This window comes from Pseudomonas putida (genome assembly GCF_028682635.1).
In the GTDB taxonomy this organism is placed as follows: Bacteria; Pseudomonadota; Gammaproteobacteria; order Pseudomonadales; family Pseudomonadaceae; genus Aquipseudomonas; species Aquipseudomonas putida_AE.
Genome location: NZ_JANHLK010000003.1, coordinates 342,655 through 364,412, shown reverse-complemented (window position 1 = coordinate 364,412; position 21,758 = coordinate 342,655). Strand labels below are relative to the sequence as shown.

The 21,758-nt window shown below is 60.0% G+C and carries 26 protein-coding genes; 16 read left to right on the top strand and 10 right to left on the bottom strand.

The window, feature by feature from the left end:
* Positions 1-7 precede the first annotated feature (7 nt).
* The 4 genes from NPS56_RS05990 to NPS56_RS05975 all read left to right on the top strand — a co-directional run bounded on the left by NPS56_RS05990 (position 8) and on the right by NPS56_RS05975 (position 3,057).
* Positions 8-325 (top strand): DUF2388 domain-containing protein, encoded by a 318-nt coding sequence (locus tag NPS56_RS05990; RefSeq protein ID WP_274073862.1) that lies wholly within the window; start codon positions 8-10, stop codon positions 323-325.
* Positions 326-432: 107 nt separating this feature from the next.
* Positions 433-750, top strand: a complete 318-nt coding sequence (locus NPS56_RS05985; RefSeq protein WP_274073861.1) for a DUF2388 domain-containing protein — start codon at positions 433-435, stop codon at positions 748-750.
* A gap of 28 nt (positions 751-778) precedes the next feature.
* The gene (locus NPS56_RS05980; protein WP_020798084.1) at positions 779-1,099 is read left to right on the top strand and encodes a DUF2388 domain-containing protein; all 321 of its coding nucleotides are present in this window, start codon (positions 779-781) and stop codon (positions 1,097-1,099) included.
* Positions 1,096-3,057, top strand: a complete 1,962-nt coding sequence (locus tag NPS56_RS05975) for a DUF4105 domain-containing protein (RefSeq protein WP_274073860.1) — start codon at positions 1,096-1,098, stop codon at positions 3,055-3,057. The genes NPS56_RS05980 and NPS56_RS05975 overlap by 4 nt, the downstream gene beginning before the upstream one ends.
* 71 nt (positions 3,058-3,128) lie before the next feature.
* Here NPS56_RS05975 and NPS56_RS05970 read toward each other — a convergent pair whose 3' ends face one another.
* From NPS56_RS05970 to trpB, 3 genes are all read right to left on the bottom strand, one after another.
* Entirely contained in the window at positions 3,129-3,575 is a 447-nt protein-coding gene (locus tag NPS56_RS05970; RefSeq protein WP_274073859.1) for an anti-virulence regulator CigR family protein, read from the bottom strand.
* 121 nt (positions 3,576-3,696) lie between these two features.
* Complete coding sequence (gene trpA, locus NPS56_RS05965) at positions 3,697-4,509, bottom strand: tryptophan synthase subunit alpha (protein WP_274073858.1); 813 nt, start codon at positions 4,507-4,509, stop codon at positions 3,697-3,699.
* Positions 4,509-5,744 (bottom strand): tryptophan synthase subunit beta, encoded by a 1,236-nt coding sequence (gene trpB, locus NPS56_RS05960; RefSeq protein ID WP_274073857.1) that lies wholly within the window; start codon positions 5,742-5,744, stop codon positions 4,509-4,511. Before trpB ends, trpA begins: the two co-directional genes overlap by 1 nt.
* 114 nt (positions 5,745-5,858) lie before the next feature.
* On the opposite strand from trpB, the gene NPS56_RS05955 reads away from it, so the two are divergent.
* Positions 5,859-6,776 (top strand): LysR family transcriptional regulator, encoded by a 918-nt coding sequence (locus NPS56_RS05955; RefSeq protein WP_274073856.1) that lies wholly within the window; start codon positions 5,859-5,861, stop codon positions 6,774-6,776.
* On the opposite strand, the gene NPS56_RS05950 is transcribed toward NPS56_RS05955, so the two are convergent.
* The gene (locus NPS56_RS05950; protein ID WP_077185133.1) at positions 6,749-7,075 is read right to left on the bottom strand and encodes a DUF883 family protein; all 327 of its coding nucleotides are present in this window, start codon (positions 7,073-7,075) and stop codon (positions 6,749-6,751) included. The two genes, NPS56_RS05955 and NPS56_RS05950, sit on opposite strands and share 28 nt — an antisense overlap.
* A 157-nt stretch (positions 7,076-7,232) precedes the next feature.
* On the opposite strand from NPS56_RS05950, the gene NPS56_RS05945 reads away from it, so the two are divergent.
* Both NPS56_RS05945 and NPS56_RS05940 read left to right on the top strand, forming a co-directional pair.
* Positions 7,233-7,448 (top strand): dodecin, encoded by a 216-nt coding sequence (locus NPS56_RS05945; protein WP_010465710.1) that lies wholly within the window; start codon positions 7,233-7,235, stop codon positions 7,446-7,448.
* A 121-nt stretch (positions 7,449-7,569) separates the two neighbouring features.
* A complete protein-coding gene (locus tag NPS56_RS05940) occupies positions 7,570-7,794 on the top strand; it encodes a DUF1161 domain-containing protein (RefSeq protein ID WP_274073855.1) in 225 nt (74 codons plus the stop codon).
* A gap of 77 nt (positions 7,795-7,871) precedes the next feature.
* On the opposite strand, the gene NPS56_RS05935 is transcribed toward NPS56_RS05940, so the two are convergent.
* Positions 7,872-8,873 carry an LLM class flavin-dependent oxidoreductase gene (locus NPS56_RS05935; protein ID WP_274073854.1) on the bottom strand — a complete coding sequence of 334 codons (1,002 nt, stop codon included), beginning with the start codon at positions 8,871-8,873 and terminating at the stop codon, positions 7,872-7,874.
* Between the two features lie 240 nt (positions 8,874-9,113).
* On the opposite strand from NPS56_RS05935, the gene NPS56_RS05930 reads away from it, so the two are divergent.
* The gene (locus tag NPS56_RS05930) at positions 9,114-9,545 is read left to right on the top strand and encodes an OsmC family protein (RefSeq protein WP_274073853.1); all 432 of its coding nucleotides are present in this window, start codon (positions 9,114-9,116) and stop codon (positions 9,543-9,545) included.
* A gap of 146 nt (positions 9,546-9,691) precedes the next feature.
* Positions 9,692-9,925: a DUF1161 domain-containing protein gene (locus tag NPS56_RS05925; protein WP_274073852.1), complete on the top strand. Its 234-nt coding sequence runs from the start codon at positions 9,692-9,694 to the stop codon at positions 9,923-9,925.
* A gap of 6 nt (positions 9,926-9,931) precedes the next feature.
* Here the strand turns inward: NPS56_RS05925 and NPS56_RS05920 are convergent, their stop codons facing one another.
* The gene (locus tag NPS56_RS05920; protein WP_274073851.1) at positions 9,932-10,351 is read right to left on the bottom strand and encodes a hypothetical protein; all 420 of its coding nucleotides are present in this window, start codon (positions 10,349-10,351) and stop codon (positions 9,932-9,934) included.
* Positions 10,352-10,391: 40 nt separating this feature from the next.
* A complete protein-coding gene (locus NPS56_RS05915; RefSeq protein ID WP_274073850.1) occupies positions 10,392-10,814 on the bottom strand; it encodes a hypothetical protein in 423 nt (140 codons plus the stop codon).
* Positions 10,815-10,873: 59 nt separating this feature from the next.
* Here NPS56_RS05915 and NPS56_RS05910 point away from each other — a divergent pair, with 59 nt between their 5' ends.
* Complete coding sequence (locus NPS56_RS05910) at positions 10,874-11,950, top strand: aminopeptidase (protein ID WP_274073849.1); 1,077 nt, start codon at positions 10,874-10,876, stop codon at positions 11,948-11,950.
* A 109-nt stretch (positions 11,951-12,059) separates the two neighbouring features.
* Here the strand turns inward: NPS56_RS05910 and NPS56_RS05905 are convergent, their stop codons facing one another.
* Both NPS56_RS05905 and NPS56_RS05900 read right to left on the bottom strand, forming a co-directional pair.
* Entirely contained in the window at positions 12,060-12,710 is a 651-nt protein-coding gene (locus tag NPS56_RS05905; RefSeq protein ID WP_274073848.1) for an HAD family hydrolase, read from the bottom strand.
* A gap of 28 nt (positions 12,711-12,738) precedes the next feature.
* The gene (locus NPS56_RS05900) at positions 12,739-13,284 is read right to left on the bottom strand and encodes a gamma carbonic anhydrase family protein (RefSeq protein ID WP_274073847.1); all 546 of its coding nucleotides are present in this window, start codon (positions 13,282-13,284) and stop codon (positions 12,739-12,741) included.
* An 89-nt stretch (positions 13,285-13,373) separates the two neighbouring features.
* Here NPS56_RS05900 and prlC point away from each other — a divergent pair, with 89 nt between their 5' ends.
* The 5 genes from prlC (at position 13,374) to NPS56_RS05875 (ending at position 19,471) form a co-directional block, all read left to right on the top strand.
* The gene (gene prlC / locus NPS56_RS05895; protein WP_274073846.1) at positions 13,374-15,425 is read left to right on the top strand and encodes an oligopeptidase A; all 2,052 of its coding nucleotides are present in this window, start codon (positions 13,374-13,376) and stop codon (positions 15,423-15,425) included.
* On the top strand, positions 15,422-15,709 hold the full coding sequence (locus NPS56_RS05890; protein WP_046818691.1) for a YheV family putative zinc ribbon protein: 288 nt from the start codon (positions 15,422-15,424) through the stop codon (positions 15,707-15,709). The genes prlC and NPS56_RS05890 overlap by 4 nt, the downstream gene beginning before the upstream one ends.
* A 113-nt stretch (positions 15,710-15,822) precedes the next feature.
* Positions 15,823-16,881, top strand: coding sequence for a PA0069 family radical SAM protein (locus tag NPS56_RS05885; protein WP_274073845.1), 1,059 nt, complete (start codon positions 15,823-15,825; stop codon positions 16,879-16,881).
* A 241-nt stretch (positions 16,882-17,122) separates the two neighbouring features.
* The gene (locus NPS56_RS05880) at positions 17,123-17,854 is read left to right on the top strand and encodes a carbonic anhydrase (RefSeq protein ID WP_046818688.1); all 732 of its coding nucleotides are present in this window, start codon (positions 17,123-17,125) and stop codon (positions 17,852-17,854) included.
* Between the two features lie 90 nt (positions 17,855-17,944).
* Positions 17,945-19,471 (top strand): SulP family inorganic anion transporter, encoded by a 1,527-nt coding sequence (locus NPS56_RS05875; protein WP_274073844.1) that lies wholly within the window; start codon positions 17,945-17,947, stop codon positions 19,469-19,471.
* Between the two features lie 101 nt (positions 19,472-19,572).
* Here the strand turns inward: NPS56_RS05875 and NPS56_RS05870 are convergent, their stop codons facing one another.
* The gene (locus NPS56_RS05870; protein ID WP_274073843.1) at positions 19,573-20,223 is read right to left on the bottom strand and encodes a hypothetical protein; all 651 of its coding nucleotides are present in this window, start codon (positions 20,221-20,223) and stop codon (positions 19,573-19,575) included.
* A gap of 370 nt (positions 20,224-20,593) precedes the next feature.
* On the opposite strand from NPS56_RS05870, the gene coxB reads away from it, so the two are divergent.
* Complete coding sequence (gene coxB, locus NPS56_RS05865) at positions 20,594-21,721, top strand: cytochrome c oxidase subunit II (RefSeq protein ID WP_274073842.1); 1,128 nt, start codon at positions 20,594-20,596, stop codon at positions 21,719-21,721.
* The last annotated feature ends 37 nt before the right edge of the window (positions 21,722-21,758 follow it).

Below are 21,758 nucleotides of genomic sequence, written 5' to 3'. Positions count from 1 at the left end.
TTACACCATGTCCCGTCTTCGTCTGCTCAGCGCTGCAGCCCTGCTTGCCGTGGCGGCCAATGCCCACGCCACCAGCTTCATCGTGACGACCGATGCCGTCGTCGGTGCACTCAAAGCCACCTCCGACGCGACTTCCGACATCACGTCTTCGTTCAAGGATGACAAGATCGTGCTCGCGGCCCGTGACGACGCTGCCAGCTTCGTCGCCAGCGAAGGCAGCATCCGTGGGGTAAAACTGGAAAGCGCACTCGATCACATTCGCCATCAGGCTCCACAGCTGAACGCAACAGACGCACAATTGGCCCAGGCCATCCTGACCATCTAAGCGTTTGCCTTGATGTGGGACACGCATGCCGTGTCCCAATGTTTCCGCGCTGGCTCTAGCCCGGGCCTTGCGCTAGCCTTGGGACTCACTTTCAACTGTCGAGTCTCATGCGTTTTCTTTCAAATCTGTTGATAACCCCAGTATTTCTTGCAGCCAGCTACTCGGGGGCGGCCCATGCCTTCGATGCGTTCAACCTGTCTACCCAGGGCATTGTGGCCAGCAGTTATGCCTCAAGCCTGGTGACCTCTGCCCCCTTCGACCATAAACTGTTGCTCGCCGCCCGGGATGATGCCGCGGCATTCGTCGCCAGTGATGGTCAAATGAGAGGCGTACGACTGGAATCGGCCTTGTCTTACCTGCGCCACGCCCAGCCAAAACTTCATGCCAGCGACCTTGAACTGGCACAGGCAATTCTCGTCCAATAGTTATCCCAAGTTCCTCCGGAGTCGTTCCATGCGTAACCCGCTGATTGTTGCCACCCTTGGCCTGCTGTTGTTGGCTGATGTGGCCCAGGCCCAAACCCTGGTTGCCACCAGCAACATCCTCATTCGTGCCACCCAGCGCACACTGGACTTCACTTCCGACACGACGACGTCGATCCGCGACTCGAAAATCGTCCGCGAAGCCCAGGACGATGCTGCGAGCTTCGTCGCCAGCAACGGCGATATTCGTGGCGCGCACCTGGAATCCGCTCTCAATTTGTTGCGCACTCGCGTTCCGGAAGCCCGCGATGCCAGTGACCAGGATCTCGCCGAAGCCATCCTCGCACTGTGAGGTCTCCAGTTGCCTTGCTGTTGGCCGGGGTCGTGCTGCTGTTTGGCAGCACGGCCCACGCCGACCTCGAACTGCACCTCAAGACCGAAGGCCTGAGCCCCGCGCAACAACAGGCCAGCCAGGCGTTGCTTAATGAAGCCATGCAGGCATTGCCGCCGCGGTTCATCGAGCAACTCGACCGGCGCATCGACGTCGGCTGGACCGATGACATGCGCAGCGATGCCTATGGCCAGGCGTCGCCGGTATCCGAACTCGACCTGAATCGCAAACTGCTGGCCAGCCTCACCGACGGCAGTGCGGCGAGCAAAAAAACCAATCGCCCCCATGGCACTGTGCGCCGGGAACTGCTGGCCACGGTGTTGCACGAGCTGACTCACATTTATGACCGCTCGCGCTTGTGGCCTACGTCGGAACGCACGTTGATTCAACGCTGCACCCGCCAGGAGAGCAGCTCGGGGCTGGTGGGCATTCCCGACCAATGCCGTGGTCAATCGGGCCGGCGCTTCACGCTCAGCGATGACCCGCGCCTGCTCGACCTCGCCGGTTGGCAGCAATACGTTGGCCGGCGTGGCGAGCGCGAACAGCACAACCGCCAGATCGCCCGCAGCCCGGACATCTACGAGATCAGCAGCCCGAAGGAATTCGTCGCGGTCAACATGGAGTATTTCCTCCTCGACCCGAGCTACGCCTGTCGTCGCCCGGCGCTGTACCGCTACTACGAGGAGCACTTCGGCTGGGCTCCCGCCGCCAAAGGCGATTGCGCCAGGACCTTCGCATTCCTCAACGCCGGCAATGACTTCGCCAAGACCCCCCTGGGCCAGGTCGATCCGGAGCGGGTCTACGCCGTCGACTACTTGCTGGCAGAGGCCAACCAGAACTGGGTCAGCCGTTGGGGCCACAGCATGTTGCGCCTGGTGATCTGCGCCCCGGGCAGACCCCGCGGGCCGGATTGCCGCCTGGACCTGGACCAGCACCTGGTACTGTCCTACCGCGCGTTCGTGGGCGACGTGCAGCTATCGAGTTGGGATGGCCTGGTGGGTAAATACCCGTCCCGCCTGTTCGTGTTGCCACTGGCCCAGGTGATCGACGAATACACCAAGACCGAGTTGCGCAGCCTCGCCTCCGTGCCACTGAACCTGTCGCGTGACGAGATTGAAAACGTGGTGGAGCGTGCCGCCGAGATGCACTGGAGTTACGACGGCAACTACTTCTTCCTGTCGAACAACTGCGCCGTGGAAGAGCTGAAGCTGCTGCGTGGTGGCACCAACAACTCAAAACTGGTTGCCCTGGACAACATCATGCCCAATGGCTTGCTGGAAGTGTTGAAGGGCCGCGGGCTGGCGGATACCAGCGTGCTGGACGACCCGCGTGAAGCCCTTCGCCTGGGTTATCGCTTCGACTCTTTCCGCGATCGCTATCAAGCGATGTTCGAGGTGTTGAGAAAGCGCCTGCCGATCAAACAGGAAAAGGTCGAAGACTGGTTGTCCCTGACTGCAGCAGAGCGCCGCCAATGGTTCGATCAGGCAGACTTGCGTACCAGCGCGGCATTGCTCCTGCTGGAGCAGGCAAGCTATCGCCAGCAGTTGCTCCTGGCCCAGGACGAGGTAAAGCAACGGTATCTGGGAGCCCGTGAGCTGAAAAACGGCGGAATGGACAAAGCCAACGCGACTCTGAGGCAAATTCTCGACAACAGCGGTTTCCTCAGTCGCCCGGCGGAACTGCTCGGCAGCGGCGGCTATGGCCTGCCGCAACCTGCTGAATGGCAACGCCTGGAATCGGAAACCAGCCTGCGGCAGAAGCAGCTTCAGGTATTGACCGGGGATCTGGACAAGGAAGTCAGGGCGCTCCTCGATCCAGATCGTGCAGCGGAAATGGCAGCCAATGAAGCCAACGTGAGACAGATTGGCGAACATTTGCGCAAGTTGCACAAGGCATCGGGTGGATTGGAGTTGCCATGAGGTCATAAAAGCAAAGATCGCAGCCTCCTGTAGGAGCTGCCGAAGGCTGCGATCTTTTCACGCTGGCCCCATCAATACAAAACGCCCTGCAACACCTCGTAGACAATCCCCGTACCCGCAGCAATCAGCACAACATCCCCGCCCGCACGACGCCATTCGTAACCCGGGTAATACGGCAGTCGCTCCAACGCCCTGTTATCCAGGCGTTCGCCGTAATAACCACGGGGCAGCGGCCGACCACGCTCCAGATGAATGCCTGGTGGCAACGGCGCACCACGGACGAAATACTCGCGCTGGTCATGAATCGTCTGACGCACCGGGGCAAAGTCCCGAGGAGGCGGCCCACCGCGATGATTGTCCTGCCCGCCACGATGGTCATTGTCACGGTTATCGTAATGGCCCTGTTGCGGGCCGCCGTGGTCATGATCGTCGCGCTGATCGGCGCTGGCGTGCAGCAATGGGGTCGCACTGAGCATCAGCACACCCAGGCTGGCAATCAGACGTTTCGGCATTTTCATTGGGTCTTTCCTCAGAACACCTGCAGCAAAAAGGGCTTCAGAACATGGTCCTGAAGCCCTCGGTCTTGCTGGTTAGTCTGTGTTGGGAGGCTCTAATTCCTCTGTATCAGGAACTTTACCTTCAGCTGACACGGGCCTTACGCACGCCATCGGCCAACGCCGAGCACAGGCTCAAAACGCCATCGACCGCTTGCTCCGCAGTCGTGGCATTGGCGATCTGATCGATCAACGCCGAACCCACGACCACGCCATCGGCCAGACGCGCGATGTTCGCCGCCTGCTCCGGCGTGCGGATGCCGAAACCGATGCTGATCGGCAGGTCGGTATGGCGACGCAGACGCGCCACTGCTTCTTCGACGTGCTCCAGGGTTGCCGCGCCCGCACCGGTCACACCGGCCACCGACACGTAGTACACAAACCCGGAGCTGCCGTTGAGGACGGTTGGCAGACGCACATCATCGGTGGTCGGTGTGGTCAGGCGGATGAAATCGATGCCCGCGGCCTGGGCCGGGTCGCACAGTTCACCGTTATGCTCGGGTGGCATGTCGACCACGATCAAGCCGTCGACACCCGCTTCTTTCGCCTCGGCAATGAACCGCGGCACGCCGTATTTGTGGATCGGGTTGAAGTAGCCCATCAGCACCAGGGGCGTTTCGTTGTTGTCCTTGCGGAACTCACGCACCATTTCCAGGGTTTTCGCCAGGTTCTGCTTGGCCTCCAGGGCACGGATGTTGGCCAGCTGGATCGCCGGACCGTCAGCCATCGGATCGGTGAAGGGCATGCCCAGCTCGATCACGTCGGCGCCCGCCGCTGGCAGGCCCTTGAGGATCGCCAGGGAGGTGTCATAGCCCGGGTCGCCCGCGGTAACGAAAGTCACCAAAGCGGCGCGATTCTGTTCCTTGAGTTCGGCAAAACGCGTTTGCAGGCGGCTCATCAGTGTTTCTCCTGCTTGGATGGCTCTTGTTGAGAGTGTTCCATGTGGTGCATCACGGTCTGCATGTCCTTGTCGCCACGGCCAGACAGGTTGACCACCATCAGGTGATCCTTGGGCAGGGTCGGCGCGCGCTTGAACACTTCAGCCAGGGCATGGGCGCTTTCCAGAGCAGGAATGATTCCTTCCAGGCGGCAGCACTGGTGGAAGGCCGCGAGTGCTTCGTCGTCGGTCACCGAGGTGTACTGGACACGGCCGATGTCATGCAACCAGGCGTGTTCCGGGCCGATGCCCGGGTAGTCGAGGCCAGCGGAGATCGAGTGGGCGTCGATGATCTGGCCATCGTCATCCTGCAACAGGAAGGTGCGGTTGCCGTGCAGTACACCCGGTACGCCGCCGTTCAGGCTGGCCGCGTGCTTGCCGGTCTCGATGCCGTAGCCGGCCGCTTCCACGCCGATGATCTCGACGCTCTTGTCGTCCAGGAACGGGTGGAACAGGCCCATGGCGTTGGAACCACCACCGATGCACGCCACCAGGCTGTCGGGCAGGCGGCCTTCCTGGGCTTGCAGCTGGTCACGGGTTTCCTTGCCGATCACGGCCTGGAAGTCGCGAACCATCGCCGGGTAAGGGTGCGGACCGGCCACGGTGCCGATCAGGTAGAAGGTGCTGTCGACGTTGGTCACCCAGTCGCGCAGGGCTTCGTTCATCGCATCCTTCAGGGTGCCGGTACCGGCCACGACCGGGATCACTTCGGCGCCCAGCAGCTTCATGCGGAACACGTTGGCCTGCTGGCGTTCGATGTCGGTGGTGCCCATGTAGATCACGCAGTCCAGGCCGAAACGCGCGGCCACGGTGGCCGTCGCCACGCCGTGCATGCCGGCGCCGGTTTCGGCGATGATGCGTTTCTTGCCCATGCGCCGCGCCAGCAGGATCTGGCCGATGCAGTTGTTGATCTTGTGCGCGCCGGTGTGGTTGAGCTCTTCACGCTTGAGATAGATCTTTGCGCCGCCACAGAATTCGGTCAGGCGCTCGGCGAAATAAAGCGGGCTTGGACGACCGACGTAATCGCGCTGGAAGTAGGCAAGTTCTTCCTTGAAGGCAGGATCTTCCTTGGCCGATTCGTATTCACGGGCCAGGTCGAGGATCAACGGCATCAGGGTTTCGGCAACATAACGGCCACCGAACGCGCCAAACAGGCCGTTGGCGTCAGGGCCGTTGCGCAGATTAGTCTGGGTCATGGGGCGCTCCAGTTGAATTGCGTAGGAATACAATGGGCACCACTCTACCCCCTGACGCCCCGGGCTGAAAACCGATAAGATCGCTGCAACCTGTCAGGAAAACTCACAGATCAAATGAGCCACGACCTCCCACCGTTGAACGCCCTGCGCGCCTTTGAAGCCACGGCCCGCCTGAACAGCGTCAGTCAGGCTGCCGAACAGCTGCACGTCACCCATGGTGCGGTCAGCCGGCAGTTGAAAGTGCTTGAAGAACACCTCGGCGTGAGTCTGTTCATCAAGGATGGGCGCGGCCTGAAACTCACAGATGCCGGCATGCGTTTGCGTGACGCCAGCGGCGAAGCGTTCGAGCGCTTGCGCAGCGTGTGCGCCGAACTCACGCAAAGCACCGCGGATGCGCCGTTCGTCCTCGGCTGCTCGGGAAGCCTGCTGGCGCGCTGGTTCATACCGCGTCTAGGACGGCTGAACGCCGACCTGCCCGACCTGCGCCTGCACCTGTCAGCCGGTGAAGGCGATCTCGATCCCCGTCGCCCGGGGTTGGACGCCCTGCTGGTGTTTGCCGAGCCACCCTGGCCCGCGGACATGCAGGTCTTCGAACTGGCCAGCGAACGGATCGGCCCGGTCATGAGCCCTCGGTTCGCCGGATATGAGCGCCTGCAAACGGCGCCGGCCCAGGCGCTGCTCACTGAATCGTTGCTGCACACCACTTCGCGTCCGCAAGCCTGGCCCAGTTGGGCGCAGCAAAGCGACCTCGACGCCAAGGCGTTGAAGTACGGTCAGGGGTTCGAACATCTGTATTATTTGCTGGAAGCAGCCGTGGCCGGGCTGGGCGTGGCTATCGCCCCCGAGCCGTTGGTGGCCGAGGATTTGAAGGCGGGTCGCCTGGTTGCCCCATGGGGATTTTGTGAAACCCCCGCTCACCTGGCCTTGTGGTTACCCAAGCGCGCCGCGGACGGGCGCGCCAGGCAACTGGCGCAATGGCTCAAGAATGAGCTGCGCCAGACCGATCATTCCCCGCGTTTAAACAGCAGGTAGGCCGCCAGCAGGCCCAGCGCACCGACAGCAACCCCGGCGGTCGTCCAAGGGTGCTCCTGCGCGTAGTCCCGAGTGGCAATGCCGGTCTCACGGGTTTTGACCTTGACCTCTTCATAGGCATCGGTGAGCAGATGGCGCGAATGCCTCAGAGCGTTCTCCGCATTGCCTTTCAACACCTTGAGGGTTTTACGCGACTCGTCCGAGGCGTCGTCCTTCAGGCTTTCCAAGGATTTGAGCAGACTCTCGATCTCCGCTTCCATGCTTTGCAATGAGGCTTTACGTAACGAGCTGTTGGCCATGGTGGCTCTCCTGCATTGTTGATGAGTGGCGTGTGTTGGTTGGGACTTCAGGGACTCGAGAAAGTGCAGTAAATGTGAGCATCCATGTCGCACCGACCGAAGGCAGTAAGACGGAAAATCACTGCTAGGCTGTAATTCACACCCTAAGGAGAACGCCATGACTGACCATCACACCTATAAGAAAGTCGAACTCGTCGGCTCATCCACCAGCAGTATCGAAGACGCGATCAACAACGCCTTGGCCGAGGCCAACAAAAGTATCAAGCACTTGGAATGGTTTGAAGTGACCGAAACCCGCGGACACATCAAGGACGGCAAGGCTGCGCACTTCCAGGTGACGCTCAAGGTCGGGTTCCGGATTGCCAGCAGTTGAGGTTGGTCTAGTCTTCTGAACTTGCGCGCTGGCCGAGTGCCATAGGGAATGGCAATGCGCTAGATGCGTTTCCGGCCAATGGCTGGATGCCTTTTTTTGATCCGACCAGAGAATGCGACCGATGAAGAAGTTTATTTTGGCGGTAGGCTTGTTGAGCCTGGCGGGTACTGCCTTCGCTGAAGGCGGCAAGTCCTGCGAAGAATTGAAAGCCGAGATCGCGGCAAAGCTCGATGCCAAGGGCGTTTCCGGTTATTCGCTGGAAATTGTCGATAAAGGCAATGCGTCTGGCGGAAAAATCGTCGGCACCTGCGAAAAGGGCAGCAAGGAAATAGTCTACAAGCGATAGCCCCGACAAACGGTGGCCCCAACCAATTGCTAGCAAAAAGCCGACGCCATCGCGTCGGCTTTTTGCGGTTAGCTTGCTTAGCCCTTCATGACCTGCGCCAGCAGCTCATAGGAATGCAGACGGTCCGCGTGTTCGTACAGGTCGCAGGTGAAAATCAGCTCGTCGGCTTGGGTCTGCTCGATCAGGACTTCCAGCCTGGCGCGGATTTTTTGCGGGCTGCCGATCATCGCCAGCCCCAGGAAATCACTGACGGCTTCCTTCTCATGAGGCAGCCATAGCCCGTCCATGGTTTTCACCGGCGGACGTTGCACCAGGCTCTGGCCACGCATCAGGGCGAGAATGCGCTGGAACACCGAGGTCGCCAGATAGTCGGCCTGTTCATCCGTGTCGGCGGCCACCAGCGGCACGCCAAGCATCACGTAAGGCTTGTCCAGCACGGCCGAAGGTTTGAAATGATTGCGGTAGACACGAATAGCCTCATGCATGAAGCGCGGAGCGAAATGCGAGGCGAAGGCATAGGGCAAACCGCGTTCGCCTGCCAGCTGCGCACTGAACAGGCTTGAGCCCAGCAGCCAGATCGGAACATTGGTGCCGGTGCCCGGCATCGCGATGATGCGCTGGTCCGGTGTGCGTGGGCCGAGATAACGCACCAGTTCGGCCACGTCTTCCGGGAAGTCGTCGGCACTGCCGGAGCGCTCGCGGCGCAGTGCGCGGGCAGTCATCTGGTCGGAACCAGGCGCACGGCCCAGCCCCAGGTCAATGCGCCCCGGATACAGGCTTTCCAGCGTGCCGAATTGTTCGGCGATCACCAGTGGCGCGTGGTTGGGCAGCATTATCCCGCCAGAACCGACACGAATGGTCGAGGTACCACCGGCCAGATAGCCGAGCAGCACGGAGGTCGCGGAACTGGCAATGCCGTCCATGTTGTGGTGTTCGGCGACCCAAAAGCGGTTATAGCCGAATTTCTCGACGTGTTGCGCCAGGTCCAGCGAGTTGCGCAACGATTGCGCGGCGCTGCCGTTCTCCCGAACGGGCACCAGGTCGAGGGTCGAAAACTTGATATCGGACAGTCGTTTCATGAACCTGCTTCTCCAATTGAGGGCGCAGGTTTCTTGATACAAACGAAAACCTGCCGAATCCATAAGCGTGTTTCATGCAATGAGGGCATATACCCGAGTTTCAATAGCACAGAGAAATTTACTGACAAAATGACGCTGCGATCAGATGCGCTGAACTTTGCTGCCCGGTCTATCCTCAGAACCCTAGCGAACGAAACCACAACGGCGCGACGCTTCGCGCCGGATCTTGAGGAGACAGGCATGGCTATCACAAAGAAAGCATCGGCCCACTGGGAAGGCGATCTGAAAACCGGCATCGGCTCGATTTCCACCGAAACCGGTGTGCTCAGGGACGCGCCGTATGGCTTCAAGGCCCGCTTTGAAGGCGGCAAGGGCACCAACCCGGAAGAGCTGATCGGCGCCGCCCACGCGGGCTGTTTTTCAATGGCGTTTTCCATGATTCTCGGCGATGCCGGCCTCAAGGCCGACAGCATCGACACCAACGCCGAAGTGACCCTGGATCAGGTAGAGGGTGGTTTTGCAATCACGGCGGTGAAATTGATTCTCAAGGCAAAAATCCCCGGCGCGAGCCAGGCGCAATTCGATGAGTTGAGCAACAAGGCCAAGGAGGGATGCCCGGTATCCAAGGTGCTGAACGCGAAAATCAGCCTGGATGCGACTTTAGTCAGTTGAATCCAAAAGATCGCAGCCCTGTAGGAGCTGCCGAAGGCTGCGATCTTTTTTGCGTTATGTAAGATTTGCCGGGCAAAACTGTGGTCGAATAAATGACAGCAGCAAAAACGCATGACCTGTGCGCGCTGCCTGAAGGAGCTTCAACCATGAAACGTTTTGCCTTGGTGGTTATCTGTTGCGCCCTGGCCACTTCGGCCCTGGCGGCACCTAAACCTTGTGAAGAACTCAAGGCCGAAATCGAAGCCAAGATCCAGGCCAGCGGGGTGGCGTCCTATACCCTGGAAATCATTACCAATGACGAAGTGCACGATCAGAACATGGTCGTTGGCTCGTGCGACGGCGGCACCAAAAAAATCATCTACCAGAAGAATGACCGCTGACCGCTCCTACGGCACACAGTTGACCTGGCTGTCTTCGGCGACGATCTCGCGCTTGGCGTTATAGAGGCGCGCTTCAGGGGTGAACGCCATGGAGCGGGCTTGCAGCAGATATCGCTGACCGGCTTCGAAATGATCGTATTTGATGATCATGTAGCACAGCCGCTCGGTGGAGCCGCCGAACAAGTCCGAGCCTCCGCCTGGCACCTCGAAATCGAAGCGCACGGTGAGCACATGGCTACCGGGAGTGACCTGGAAAAATCGTCCGTCGCGCAAGCGCTGGTTATCCAATCGCTCGCCCATCAGCAATTTATCGTTGGGGAATGGCGTAGAGAAGTCGACCCACGCCATATTGGGATTGGCCGCCGGCATCGGCGACAAACAGCCGGCCACTGCACTTGCGGCGAGTAACAGCATCATCCTGCGCATGATGAATGTCCCAATGTCGGGATACTCAGAATAGCGCCGATCAGGTCCGTTGGCAGCCAGCCGGTGTGCCCTGTCCAATCACTTTTCGCTGCTGATCATAAAGCTTGGCCCATGGCCGGAAGCCGATATTCCCCGCTTGCAGCTGGTAGCGCTCGCCCGCATTGAAGTCGCTGAATTTCACATTCATCTGGCAGTCACGCCACAGAGGTTCCGCATTGGGGCCGATATTGGTGGGCTGGACCGGGAACTGGTAACGAACGGTCAGCTCATGGCTGCCGGGTTGAACCTCGAAATAGCGCTTGTCGGTGGCTGCTTTGTTGTCCACCTCCAGCGCCACCAGGGCCGAGTCTTCCTGATGGGATTCCAGATCGATCCAGGCTTGCGTCGGATCATGGTGAGGTAAGCCGAATCCGGCACAACCGGCCAGCGTCAGCAGGCCTCCCGTCAGCATCAACTTGCGCATAGCGGAGCTCCAGTCAAGCGGGATAGTCTTGCGAGCAGACTCTCCAGGGATTTTTTATTTTGATCAGGCCGCGTCGAAGCCATGGGTTACTTGATCGCGTTTTACGCATTTTGTTTCCGGGTGTGTTGTTTTTGTTACTCAACGGTTGTTCCAGCATCAGCTACTACAGTCAGTTGGCGAGTGGCCAGCTGCAACTGCTGCGGGCACGGGAGCCCGTTGCCCGGGTAATTGCCGATCCACAGCGCGATCAGAAATTGCGTACGCACCTGGCCCAATCACAAAGGGCCCGGACCTTCGCCAGCCAGCAACTGCACCTGCCGGACAATCAGAGTTACCGCTTGTATGCCGACATTGGCCGCCCCTATGTCGTCTGGAACGTGTTTGTCACCCCGGAATTTTCCCTGAAACCGCAAAACCACTGCTTCCCCATCGCCGGTTGCGTGGCCTATCGCGGCTATTACAGCCAGGGCGCGGCTCGCGGCGAGGCGGCAGTGCAACGCCTGCAAGGCATGGACGTGTCCATCGGTGGCGTAGAGGCCTATTCGACCTTGGGCTGGTTCAACGACCCGATCATGAACTCCATGATGGGCTGGGGCGATGAACGCCTGGCCACGCTGATCTTTCATGAGCTCGCGCACCAGCGCGTTTATGTGAAGGACGACACTGAGTTCAACGAGTCATTCGCCACCTTCGTCGAGCAGGAAGGCACCCGCCAATGGCGGGCGTTTCGGGGCCTGCCGCCGGACAGCACCTTGCTGTCGCAACAACGGGACCAGTTCATTGCGCTGGTGCTGGATACCCGCACCCGGCTGGAAAAACTCTACAGCCAGCCGCTGCCGCCTGAGCAAATGCGCCAGCGAAAAGCAGCGGAATTCGAGCGCCTGCGCAGCGAATACCGACAGCTGCGTGACAGCCAATGGGCCGGGGACAAACGTTATGACGCGTGGATCAATGCGCCGATGAACAATGCGCGGTTGCTGCCGTTTGGCCTGTATGACCAGTGGGTGCCGGCGTTTGCGGCGCTGTTCAGGCAAGAGGGCGGGGATTGGGTGAGGTTTTATGCGCAGGTCGAGAAGTTGGGTGTGTTGCCGGTTGTTGAGCGCAAGACGGCGTTGAAGGAGTTGGCTGGATCCTGAATCTTCGGTGGCAGTGAGGTCCTCTTCGCGGGCAAGCCCGCTCCCACAGTGATTTGTGTCGACGACGCAATACCCTGTGGGAGCGGGCTTGCCCGCGAAGGCGTTCTGATCAACGCTGCAAAAACGCCTGATGCATCTCATCCAGCGTTTCAAAATGATAGGTCGGCGCTTCTGCGCTTAACTCTTCCCGACTGCCAAACCCATACCCAACAGCCGCCACATCCAGCCCATTGCTGCGCGCACCGATCAGGTCATGCTTGCGGTCGCCAATCATCAGGGTATTGGCCGGATCCAGGCCCTCCTCGGCCACCAGATGGGCAATCAGTTCGACCTTGTTAGTCCGGGTGCCGTCCAGTTCGCTGCCGTAGATCACCTTGAAGTGTCTGGCGAAGTCGAAATGCCGAGCGATTTCCCGGGCGAAAACCCAGGGCTTGGAGGTCGCGATGTACAGCTGTCGCCCTTGCCCGCCAAGCATTTCCAACAACGGCGTGACCCCGTCGAATACGCGATTTTCGTACAGCCCGGTGACCTTGAAGCGTTCACGATAGAAGTTCACCGCCTCCCAGGCCCTGGCCTCGTCGAAGTCATAGAACTGCATGAAGGCCTGTAACAAGGGCGGACCGATAAAGTGCTCGAGCTTGCTCAGGTCGGGCTCATCGATGCCCAGCTTGCCCAGGGCAAACTGAATCGAACGGGTAATGCCTTCGCGCGGGTCGGTCAGGGTGCCATCAAGGTCGAACAGTACGGTTTGGTAATGCATGAAAATTCCTGGGCAATAGCGAGACGTTTCAGATCCGGTCGTAGCCTTCGGCCAGATGCAGGTCCTTGAGCTTCACGTAGTTCGCCGCGCTGTAGGTGAAAAAGGCTTGTTCCTTATCGGTCAGCGGGCGGATCTGTTTCACCGGGCTGCCCACATACAGGAAACCGCTGTCCAGGCGTTTACCCGGAGGTACCAGGCTGCCGGCACCGATGATGACGTCGTCGGCGACCACCGCACCGTCCATGACGATACTGCCCATGCCGATCAACACCCGGCTGCCCACGGTGCAGCCATGCAGCATGACTTTGTGGGCGATGGTCACGTCATCGCCGATCAACAACGGGAAACCGTCGGGGTTGAACGGCCCGGCATGGGTGATGTGCAGTACGCAGCCATCCTGCACGCTGGTGCGAGCACCGATGCGGATGCGGTGCATGTCGCCGCGGATCACCGTAAGGGGCCAAACGGAGCTGTCTTCGCCGATCTCGACATCGCCGATCACCACCGCCGAGCCGTCGACAAAAGCGCCCTTGCCGAGCAGTGGCGAGTGATTCTGGTACTTGCGAAGGTTCACGATAGGATTTCTCTCTGTTGCTGATAGCTGCGGTGAGCGTCGATTGTAATTAAGATGGCTGCATGTTTCTTCCAGCCAAGGTGCCAACCGTGAGCGTGAACAACCCTCTTTTGCAGTCCTACGACCTGCCGCCGTTCTCCGCGATCCGTGCCGAGCACGTGCAACCGGCCATTGAACAGATCCTGGCTGACAACCGCGCCGCCATTATCGAGATCCTCAAGACCCAGGGCAAACAACCGACCTGGGCCGGGCTGGTGCTGGCAATGGACGAGCTCAACGACCGCCTGGGTGCGGCCTGGAGTCCGGTCAGCCACTTGAATGCCGTGTGCAACAGCGCCGAACTGCGCGAAGCCTACGAGGCTTGCCTGCCGGCGTTGAGCGCCTACTCCACCGAAATGGGCCAGAACCGTGAACTGTTCCAGGCCTATGAGGCCCTGGCCAACAGCCCGGAAGCAGGCGGTTTCGACGTAGCGCAGAAAACTATCCTGGAACACGCCCTGCGCGATTTCCGTCTATCGGGTATCGACCTGCCGGAAGCCGAGCAGAAACGTTACGCCCAGGTGCAAAGCAAACTGTCGGAGCTGGGCAGCCGCTTCTCCAACCAGCTGCTGGATGCTACCCAGGCCTGGACCAAGCACATCACCGACGAGTCCACCCTCGCCGGCCTGACCGATTCGGCCAAGGCGCAAATGGCCGCCGCCGCGCAAGCCAAGGACCTCGATGGCTGGCTGATCACCCTGGAATTCCCGAGCTACTACGCGGTGATGACCTACGCCCACGACCGCGCCCTGCGCGAGGAAGTCTACGCCGCCTACTGCACCCGCGCGTCGGACCAGGGCCCGAATGCCGGCCAGAATGATAACGGCCCGGTCATGCAGGAAATCCTCGACCTGCGTCAGGAACTGGCAAAACTCCTGGGTTTCGCCAGTTTCTCGGAACTGAGCCTGGCCACCAAAATGGCTGAATCCAGCGATCAGGTACTGAGTTTCCTGCGCGACCTGGCCAAGCGCAGCAAACCGTTCGCCGCCCAGGACCTGGAACAGCTCAAGGCTTACGCCGCCGAACAGGGCTGCCCGGACCTGCAAAGCTGGGACAGCGGTTTCTATGGCGAAAAACTTCGCGAGCAGCGTTACAGCGTTGCCCAGGAAGCCCTGCGCGCCTACTTCCCGATCGACAAGGTGCTCAGTGGGCTGTTCGCCATCGTTCAGCGTCTGTACGGCATCGAGATCGCCGAGCAAAAAGGTTTTGATTCCTGGCACCCGGATGTCCGCCTGTTCGAAATCAAGGAAAACGGCCAGCACGTCGGCCGCTTCTTCTTCGACCTGTACGCCCGCGCCAACAAACGCGGTGGTGCCTGGATGGACGGTGCCCGTGATCGTCGTCGCACCGCCGAGGGCGTGCTGCAGAGCCCGGTGGCGAACCTGGTGTGCAACTTCACGCCGGCCGACAGCGGCAAGCCTGCCCTGCTGACCCACGATGAAGTCACCACCCTGTTCCACGAGTTCGGTCATGGCCTGCATCACTTGCTGACCCGCGTCGAACATGCCGGCGTGTCCGGCATCAACGGCGTGGCCTGGGATGCGGTCGAGCTGCCAAGCCAATTCATGGAAAACTGGTGCTGGGAGCCCGAGGGGCTGGCGTTGATCTCCGGTCACTACGAAACCGGTGAACCACTGCCCCAGGACCTGCTGCAGAAAATGCTCGCGGCGAAAAACTTCCAGTCCGGCCTGATGATGGTTCGCCAACTGGAATTCTCGCTGTTCGACTTCGAACTGCACGCCACCCACGGTGACGGTCGCAGCGTGCTGCAAGTGCTTGAAGGCGTGCGCGACGAGGTGTCAGTGATGCGCCCTCCGGCCTACAACCGTTTCCCTAACAGCTTCGCGCACATTTTCGCCGGCGGTTACGCGGCGGGTTACTACAGCTACAAATGGGCTGAAGTGCTCTCGGCCGATGCTTTCTCGAAGTTCGAGGAAGAAGGTGTGCTCAATGCCGATACCGGCCGGGCGTTCCGTGAAGCCATCCTGGCGCGCGGCGGTTCCCAGGAGCCAATGGTGCTGTTCGTCGACTTCCGTGGTCGTGAGCCTTCGATTGACGCACTCTTGCGCCACAGCGGCCTGAGTGAGGGCGCGGCAGCATGAGTGAGGGTCCCGTGATTACCAAACGACGCTTTATCGCCGGCGCGGTCTGCCCGGCCTGCAGCGAGCCGGACAAATTGATGATGTGGAGTGAAGACGATGTACCGCATCGCGAGTGCGTGGCCTGCGGTTATTCCGATACGCTGAATGAACAAGGTCTGTCCGTTCCCAAGGAACTGGGCACGCGGGTCAACACATCCGCGCTCAAGCCTGCGGACACCAAGGTTCAGGCGGTGCAGTTTTTTCCGAATCCGAAACTGAAGAAAAAGCCTGACGAACAGCACTGAGTAGAAAGCGCCATCTCCCACGGCGCAATGCCGTGGGAGAAGCTGCCAAACGGCACTGGTCACTCAAGCCTTCGCCGTATACTGTATAGACATACAGCATGCGAGCTATCCCCATGAACACGCCCTTGCCCCCTCGCGGTCGCGGCACCGCGACCAACCCGCACAATCGCTTCGCCCCCCATCGTTCGGTGGCCGAGGACGACGGCTGGTTTCAGGAAGCGCCGATGACCCAAGGCACCGAGGTGTCCATCGAGACTGCGAAAACCATCATCACCCGCAACAACTCACCGGACCTGCCCTTCGACCGATCGATCAACCCTTATCGCGGCTGCGAGCACGGGTGCATCTACTGTTATGCGCGACCCAGTCACGCCTATTGGGACATGTCGCCAGGCCTGGATTTCGAGACGAAGCTGATCGCCAAGACCAATGCTGCAGACATACTGGAGGAACAGCTTTCCAGGCGTGGCTACCAGTGTGCCCCCATCAACCTGGGGTCCAACACCGACCCTTACCAGCCCATCGAGCGTGAGTACAAGATCACCCGCCAAACCCTCGAAGTGCTGCTGCGCTACCGTCATCCGGTGACAATCGTGACCAAAGGCTCGTTGATTCTGCGCGACCTGGACCTGTTGGCCGAACTGGCCCGACAACGGCTGGTGGCGGTGATGATCAGCCTGACCACGCTGGACGACGAACTCAAACGCATCCTCGAACCCCGTGCTGCGGCGCCCAAGGCCCGGCTGCGGGCAATCCGGGTGTTGCGCGAAGCCGGGGTTCCGGTGGGCGTGCTGTGTTCACCGATGATTCCGATGATCAACGACAGCGAAATCGAAAACCTGCTTACAGAGGCCCATGCGGCCGGGGCACAGAGCGCCGCCTACATGATGTTGCGCCTGCCCCTGGAAGTCGCGCCGCTGTTCGAAGAATGGCTGGCTGCCCACTATCCGCAACGGGCGGCGCATGTCCTGAGCCTGATTCGCCAGACCCGAGGCGGCGAGCTATACGACAGTCGCTTCGGCGCCCGCATGCGCGGTGAAGGTCCCTTTGCCGATCTGTTGGCCCAACGTTTTGCCAAGGCCATCAAGCGCCTGGGGCTCAACCATCGGGAGGGTTTCAACCTGGACTGCGAAGCCTTTTGTCCGCCCGGTCGCCAAATGTCGCTGATTTGAGGACAATTGGCCTATGGTTGATTACTGGGAACACGCGCACATCATGGGCCAGTCACGTTTTTTGTGACCTGGAACACAGGTTCTAGAGCGGTTTTTTCAGTTTGAGTTAAGATTCGAGGGCTACCTTGTTCATCGAGTGACTGACGGGTCGAGCTTCACGACCTGGATGTTTTTTAAACAGCCACTGGCTTCACACCGGACAAAACGGGATTATCCCTGACTCCGCCAAAGAGGATGAATCATGAGTGACAAGGATAAACAGCCGTTGGCTGCGTCGGCTTCTGCCCAACCCGAGGCGGAAACCGCCGATGCAGCGCTGCAGCATATCGTTGACGGCTTTTTGCATTTTCATCATGAGATCTTTCCGCAACAGGAAGAACTCTTCAAGAAACTCGCCACGGCCCAGCGCCCGCGCGCCATGTTCATTGCGTGCGCCGATTCGCGCATCGTTCCCGAACTAATTACCCACAGCGCCCCCGGCGACCTGTTCGTGACCCGCAACGTCGGCAACGTCGTGCCACCATACGGGCAAATGAACGGCGGCGTTTCCACGGCCATCGAGTACGCGGTGCTGGCGCTGGGAGTGCACCACATCATCATTTGCGGGCACTCCGATTGCGGCGCCATGCGAGCGGTACTCAACCCGCAGAGCCTGGAAAAGATGCCCACGGTCAAAGCCTGGCTGCGGCATGCCGAAGTGGCCAAGACCATGGTCCAGGAAAACTGCAACTGCGCCGATGAAAACGAAAGCATGCACATCCTCACCGAGGAAAATGTGATCGCCCAGTTGCAGCACTTGCGCACGCACCCCTCGGTGGCTTCACGCATGGCCAATGGTCAGTTGTTCATCCACGGTTGGGTCTACAACATCGAAACCAGCGAAATAAAAGCCTACGACGCCGACAAGGGTTGTTTCCTGCCGCTCAATGGCAGCCTGCCTATTCCGGTCGCGACGCCCAAAGCGCGCTTCTAAATCCTCCTAAATACCCGTGTGGTTCAGTCGAGGCTGCCGATCAGGCAGCCTGGCTTCGCCATGCCTGAAGAAATCTTCGGGAGAATCATCATGCGTGCTGCGCAACTTAAAGCTGTGCTGCCACGGGAGCTGTTGGCTTCGGTGGTTGTGTTTCTGGTCGCCCTGCCCTTGTGCATGGGCATTGCCATTGCTTCGGGACTGCCACCGGCCAAAGGCCTGATCACCGGGATCATCGGTGGACTGGTGGTCGGCTGGCTGGCCGGCTCGCCGTTGCAAGTCAGCGGCCCGGCGGCAGGCCTGGCAGTGCTGGTGTTCGAACTGGTTCGCCAGCATGGTGTGGCCATGCTCGGGCCGATCCTGCTGTTGGCGGGCTTTCTGCAACTGGTCGCCGGTCGGCTGAAACTGGGGTGCTGGTTTCGCGTGACAGCACCCGCCGTGGTCTACGGCATGCTCGCCGGGATCGGGGTGTTGATCGTCCTGTCACAGATACACGTGATGCTGGACGCCACGCCCAAGCCCTCGGGGCTGGATAACCTGGCAGCCTTCCCCGCCGCCGTGTCCCAGGCGTTGCCCTCCTTTGGCTGGCAGGCCGGTTTGCTCGGGCTGGGAACGATCGCGGTGATGTGGCTGTGGGAAAAGCTGCGCCCCCATTCCCTGCGCTTCGTGCCCGGCGCACTGCTAGGAGTCGGGATTGCCACCGTCGCCAGCCTGGTACTGGCGCTGCAAGTCAAACGGGTGGAAGTGCCGGCCAACCTGGCCGAAGCCATCGACTGGCTGAAACCTGCGGATTTGCTCAACCTGGCTGACCCTACACTGCTGATCGCGGCGTTCGCGGTAGCCTTCATCGCCAGCGCCGAAACCCTGCTGTCCGCCGCCGCGGTCGACCGCATGCACAGCGGCCAACGTTCGGACTTCGATCGCGAACTGTCTGCCCAGGGCGTCGGCAACATGCTTTGCGGATTGCTCGGCGCGTTGCCGATGACCGGGGTGATCGTCCGCAGTTCGGCCAACGTCCAGGCCGGTGCCACCACGCGCTACTCGACGATTTTCCACGGATTGTGGCTCCTGGCGTTCGTGATGTTGCTGTCGAGCGTGCTGCAAAGCATTCCGGTAGCGAGCCTGGCCGGTGTGTTGGTGTACACGGGTTTCAAGCTGGTCGATCTCAAGGCATTTCGAGGTTTGGGTCGCTACGGTCGGATGCCGATGTTCACGTATGCCGCGACAGCGCTGGCGATCATCTTCACTGACCTGCTGACAGGCGTGCTGGTCGGCTTCGGTTTGACCCTGGTGAAACTGGCGTTGAAAGCCTCGCGCCTGAAGATCAGCCTAATCGACTTGGCGCAGGACGGCGAAATGGAGCTGCGCCTGGTGGGTGCGGCGACTTTTCTCAAAGTGCCGGCGTTGACGCAGGTACTGGGCAGCATTCCAGCGGGTGCGACGGTGCATGTGCCGCTCAATAACTTGAGCTACATCGATCACTCGTGCCTGGAGTTGCTGGAAGAATGGGGTCGGGCGAATGCGGCCAAAGGGTCAAGGCTGCTGATTGAGGCGCGGGGGTTGAAACGCAGGTTGGAAGGGCGGGTGCGGACCAACACCGGCGTAGGCTCCACCACCTGAAACTTGCAGGAGCCGGTTTGCTGGCGATCCAGGCGACGCGGTGTGTCAGGCAGACCGTGTCGTCTGGATCGCCAGCAAGCCGGCTCCTACAAGGAATGGAGTCAGGCGACGGGCTGATCCAGCTCCAGGCCCACGCCCAGGCGACGGGACATGCACGGCCAGCGCTTCCAGGCAGCGCCGGTGTCCGGACTGCTGAGTTTCTCGCGGTAGGCCTCCACCGACTCCAGCGCAAAGCTCTCTTCGTTAAGCATCTCGTCGATGGCGTGATGCACAGCTTCATCAAGTTGGTTGGCAAATTCCTCACCGATCAATTGATGAGCAATCAGGTTGGCGACAGTCATGTCCAAGGGGATCAGTGGCTGGCCAAGATGCTTGATGTACAGGTCGTTGACCTCTTCGACGAACCGGTGTGCCAGATAGGCTTCGTCCAGCAGGCTGTCGAGCCCGACGTGCCCTGCCATGATCGCTGGCGGCTGGAGGAAGTACTGCTCGGCGATTTTCAGCACCGGTTTGATCTGTGACTCGATGCCCGCTTCCCTGGCAACTTCATTGGCTGCATCCAGCAGATCCGGAACTTCGTCGATGTAAGCGGCGACAAAACGCGTCAGCACGCCGTTGGCGTCCGCTTCCGGCAATTGGATAGCCGGGTGCAAATGAGGCAGCTTGGTTTCAAGTTGACGCGTCAGCAGGCCGGTCTCGGTTTCGTGTTGTTGGGCTTGTTGGATCTGCTCGCGCAATGCGGCGGTGTTCATGAAAACTCCAGGAAACAAAGGCAATGAAATAGGGAAGACATAACTTAGCTGGCTTACGAAAAATGCTAAGACGCATTTGTCATAATTATTTCATCCTTGAGACGCCTCCGTTATATCGGTTTGCCACCACTCGTCTGCATCCTTCTCCATTCGTGCCCTGCAACGCAAGTTAATGCTGTTTCAGTTGATTTACGCCAGCACATTGCGAGGTGGGAGTCGCTGTCTATACTCGGGTTGGAATGGAGTTAGCTGATGACGCCCGACTGCACTGCAGCAAGGCCCGGCGATTCAAGTTCGTAGTCTGATGCAGCCGCTCCCTTGCCGCAGGTGAAAGCCGGCGGGATAACAAGAACGATAAGGGGAACCCGCAATGATGCGACATCCACATGTCTGGATGGGCCTCCTGTTGTGGTCGATTTTCAGTCAGGCGCAAGCGGCCTGGACTGTGAATATGGCGCCTGGAGCGACTGAAATCAGTCACGCTGTGTTTGACCTGCACATGACCATTTTCTGGATCTGTGTAGTGATCGGCATCATCGTCTTTGGCGCCATGTTCTGGTCGATGATCCTCCATCGCCGCTCAACCGGGCAGGTGGCGGCAAAATTTCATGAAAGTACCACCGTCGAAATCCTCTGGACCATCGTGCCCTTCGTGATCCTGGTGGCCATGGCGGTTCCGGCGACCGCCACCCTGATCAAGATGTACGACGCCAGTGAGCCGGATATCGATATCCAGGTCACCGGCTATCAGTGGAAATGGCACTACAAATACCTGGGCCAGGACGTCGAGTTCTTCAGCAACCTGGCCACTCCCGCCGATCAGATCCACAACAAGGAAGCCAAGACCGAGCACTACCTGCTCGAGGTCGACAAGCCCCTGGTGCTGCCGATCGGCGCCAAGGTGCGCTTCCTGGTGACCTCCGCCGACGTGATCCACTCCTGGTGGGTGCCGGCCTTCGCGGTCAAGCGCGATGCGATCCCGGGGTTCGTCAATGAAGCCTGGACCCGTGTCGAAAAACCCGGCATCTACCGCGGTCAATGCGCCGAGCTGTGCGGCAAGGACCACGGGTTCATGCCGATCGTGGTCGAGGTCAAGGAAAAGGCCGACTACGAAAAATGGCTGGGCGAGCGCAAGGCTGAAGCCGCACAACTCAAGGAGCTGACCAGCAAGGAATGGACCCTCGACGAGCTCAAGGAGCGCGGCGACAAGGTCTATCACACCGCCTGCGTGGCCTGTCACCAGGCCGAGGGTCAAGGGCTGCCGCCGATGTTCCCGGCACTCAAGGGCTCGAAAATCGCCACCGGACCCATCAAGGATCACCTGAGCATTGTCTTCCACGGCAAGCCTGGTACCGCCATGGCGGCGTTCGGCAAGCAACTGTCGGAAGTCGATATCGCAGCGGTCGTGACCTACGAGCGTAACGCCTGGGGCAACAATAAGGGCGACATGGTCACCCCTAAAGAAGTGCTGGAGCTGAAACAGGCGGAAAGCAAATGACCCGGTCTATTGCGCACCCAAGGAATCGGTCGGGGCA

What these genes read in the sequence shown, in the direction of transcription:
- NPS56_RS05920 (WP_274073851.1), bottom strand. Translation starts at nt 10,351, where the DNA reads ATGCGCAGGATGATGCTGTTACTCGCCGCAAGTGCAGTGGCCGGCTGT.
- NPS56_RS05930 (WP_274073853.1), top strand. Translation starts at nt 9,114, where the DNA reads ATGGCTATCACAAAGAAAGCATCGGCCCACTGGGAAGGCGATCTGAAA.
- trpB (WP_274073857.1), bottom strand. Translation starts at nt 5,744, where the DNA reads ATGACCCAGACTAATCTGCGCAACGGCCCTGACGCCAACGGCCTGTTT.
- NPS56_RS05970 (WP_274073859.1), bottom strand. Translation starts at nt 3,575, where the DNA reads ATGAAAATGCCGAAACGTCTGATTGCCAGCCTGGGTGTGCTGATGCTC.
- NPS56_RS05990 (WP_274073862.1), top strand. Translation starts at nt 8, where the DNA reads ATGTCCCGTCTTCGTCTGCTCAGCGCTGCAGCCCTGCTTGCCGTGGCG.
- NPS56_RS05870 (WP_274073843.1), bottom strand. Translation starts at nt 20,223, where the DNA reads ATGAACACCGCCGCATTGCGCGAGCAGATCCAACAAGCCCAACAACAC.
- NPS56_RS05875 (WP_274073844.1), top strand. Translation starts at nt 17,945, where the DNA reads ATGCGTGCTGCGCAACTTAAAGCTGTGCTGCCACGGGAGCTGTTGGCT.
- NPS56_RS05945 (WP_010465710.1), top strand. Translation starts at nt 7,233, where the DNA reads ATGACTGACCATCACACCTATAAGAAAGTCGAACTCGTCGGCTCATCC.
- coxB (WP_274073842.1), top strand. Translation starts at nt 20,594, where the DNA reads ATGATGCGACATCCACATGTCTGGATGGGCCTCCTGTTGTGGTCGATT.
- NPS56_RS05905 (WP_274073848.1), bottom strand. Translation starts at nt 12,710, where the DNA reads ATGCATTACCAAACCGTACTGTTCGACCTTGATGGCACCCTGACCGAC.
- NPS56_RS05885 (WP_274073845.1), top strand. Translation starts at nt 15,823, where the DNA reads ATGAACACGCCCTTGCCCCCTCGCGGTCGCGGCACCGCGACCAACCCG.
- NPS56_RS05880 (WP_046818688.1), top strand. Translation starts at nt 17,123, where the DNA reads ATGAGTGACAAGGATAAACAGCCGTTGGCTGCGTCGGCTTCTGCCCAA.
- NPS56_RS05955 (WP_274073856.1), top strand. Translation starts at nt 5,859, where the DNA reads ATGAGCCACGACCTCCCACCGTTGAACGCCCTGCGCGCCTTTGAAGCC.
- NPS56_RS05925 (WP_274073852.1), top strand. Translation starts at nt 9,692, where the DNA reads ATGAAACGTTTTGCCTTGGTGGTTATCTGTTGCGCCCTGGCCACTTCG.
- trpA (WP_274073858.1), bottom strand. Translation starts at nt 4,509, where the DNA reads ATGAGCCGCCTGCAAACGCGTTTTGCCGAACTCAAGGAACAGAATCGC.
- NPS56_RS05915 (WP_274073850.1), bottom strand. Translation starts at nt 10,814, where the DNA reads ATGCGCAAGTTGATGCTGACGGGAGGCCTGCTGACGCTGGCCGGTTGT.
- NPS56_RS05940 (WP_274073855.1), top strand. Translation starts at nt 7,570, where the DNA reads ATGAAGAAGTTTATTTTGGCGGTAGGCTTGTTGAGCCTGGCGGGTACT.
- NPS56_RS05985 (WP_274073861.1), top strand. Translation starts at nt 433, where the DNA reads ATGCGTTTTCTTTCAAATCTGTTGATAACCCCAGTATTTCTTGCAGCC.
- NPS56_RS05950 (WP_077185133.1), bottom strand. Translation starts at nt 7,075, where the DNA reads ATGGCCAACAGCTCGTTACGTAAAGCCTCATTGCAAAGCATGGAAGCG.
- NPS56_RS05980 (WP_020798084.1), top strand. Translation starts at nt 779, where the DNA reads ATGCGTAACCCGCTGATTGTTGCCACCCTTGGCCTGCTGTTGTTGGCT.
- NPS56_RS05935 (WP_274073854.1), bottom strand. Translation starts at nt 8,873, where the DNA reads ATGAAACGACTGTCCGATATCAAGTTTTCGACCCTCGACCTGGTGCCC.
- NPS56_RS05890 (WP_046818691.1), top strand. Translation starts at nt 15,422, where the DNA reads ATGAGTGAGGGTCCCGTGATTACCAAACGACGCTTTATCGCCGGCGCG.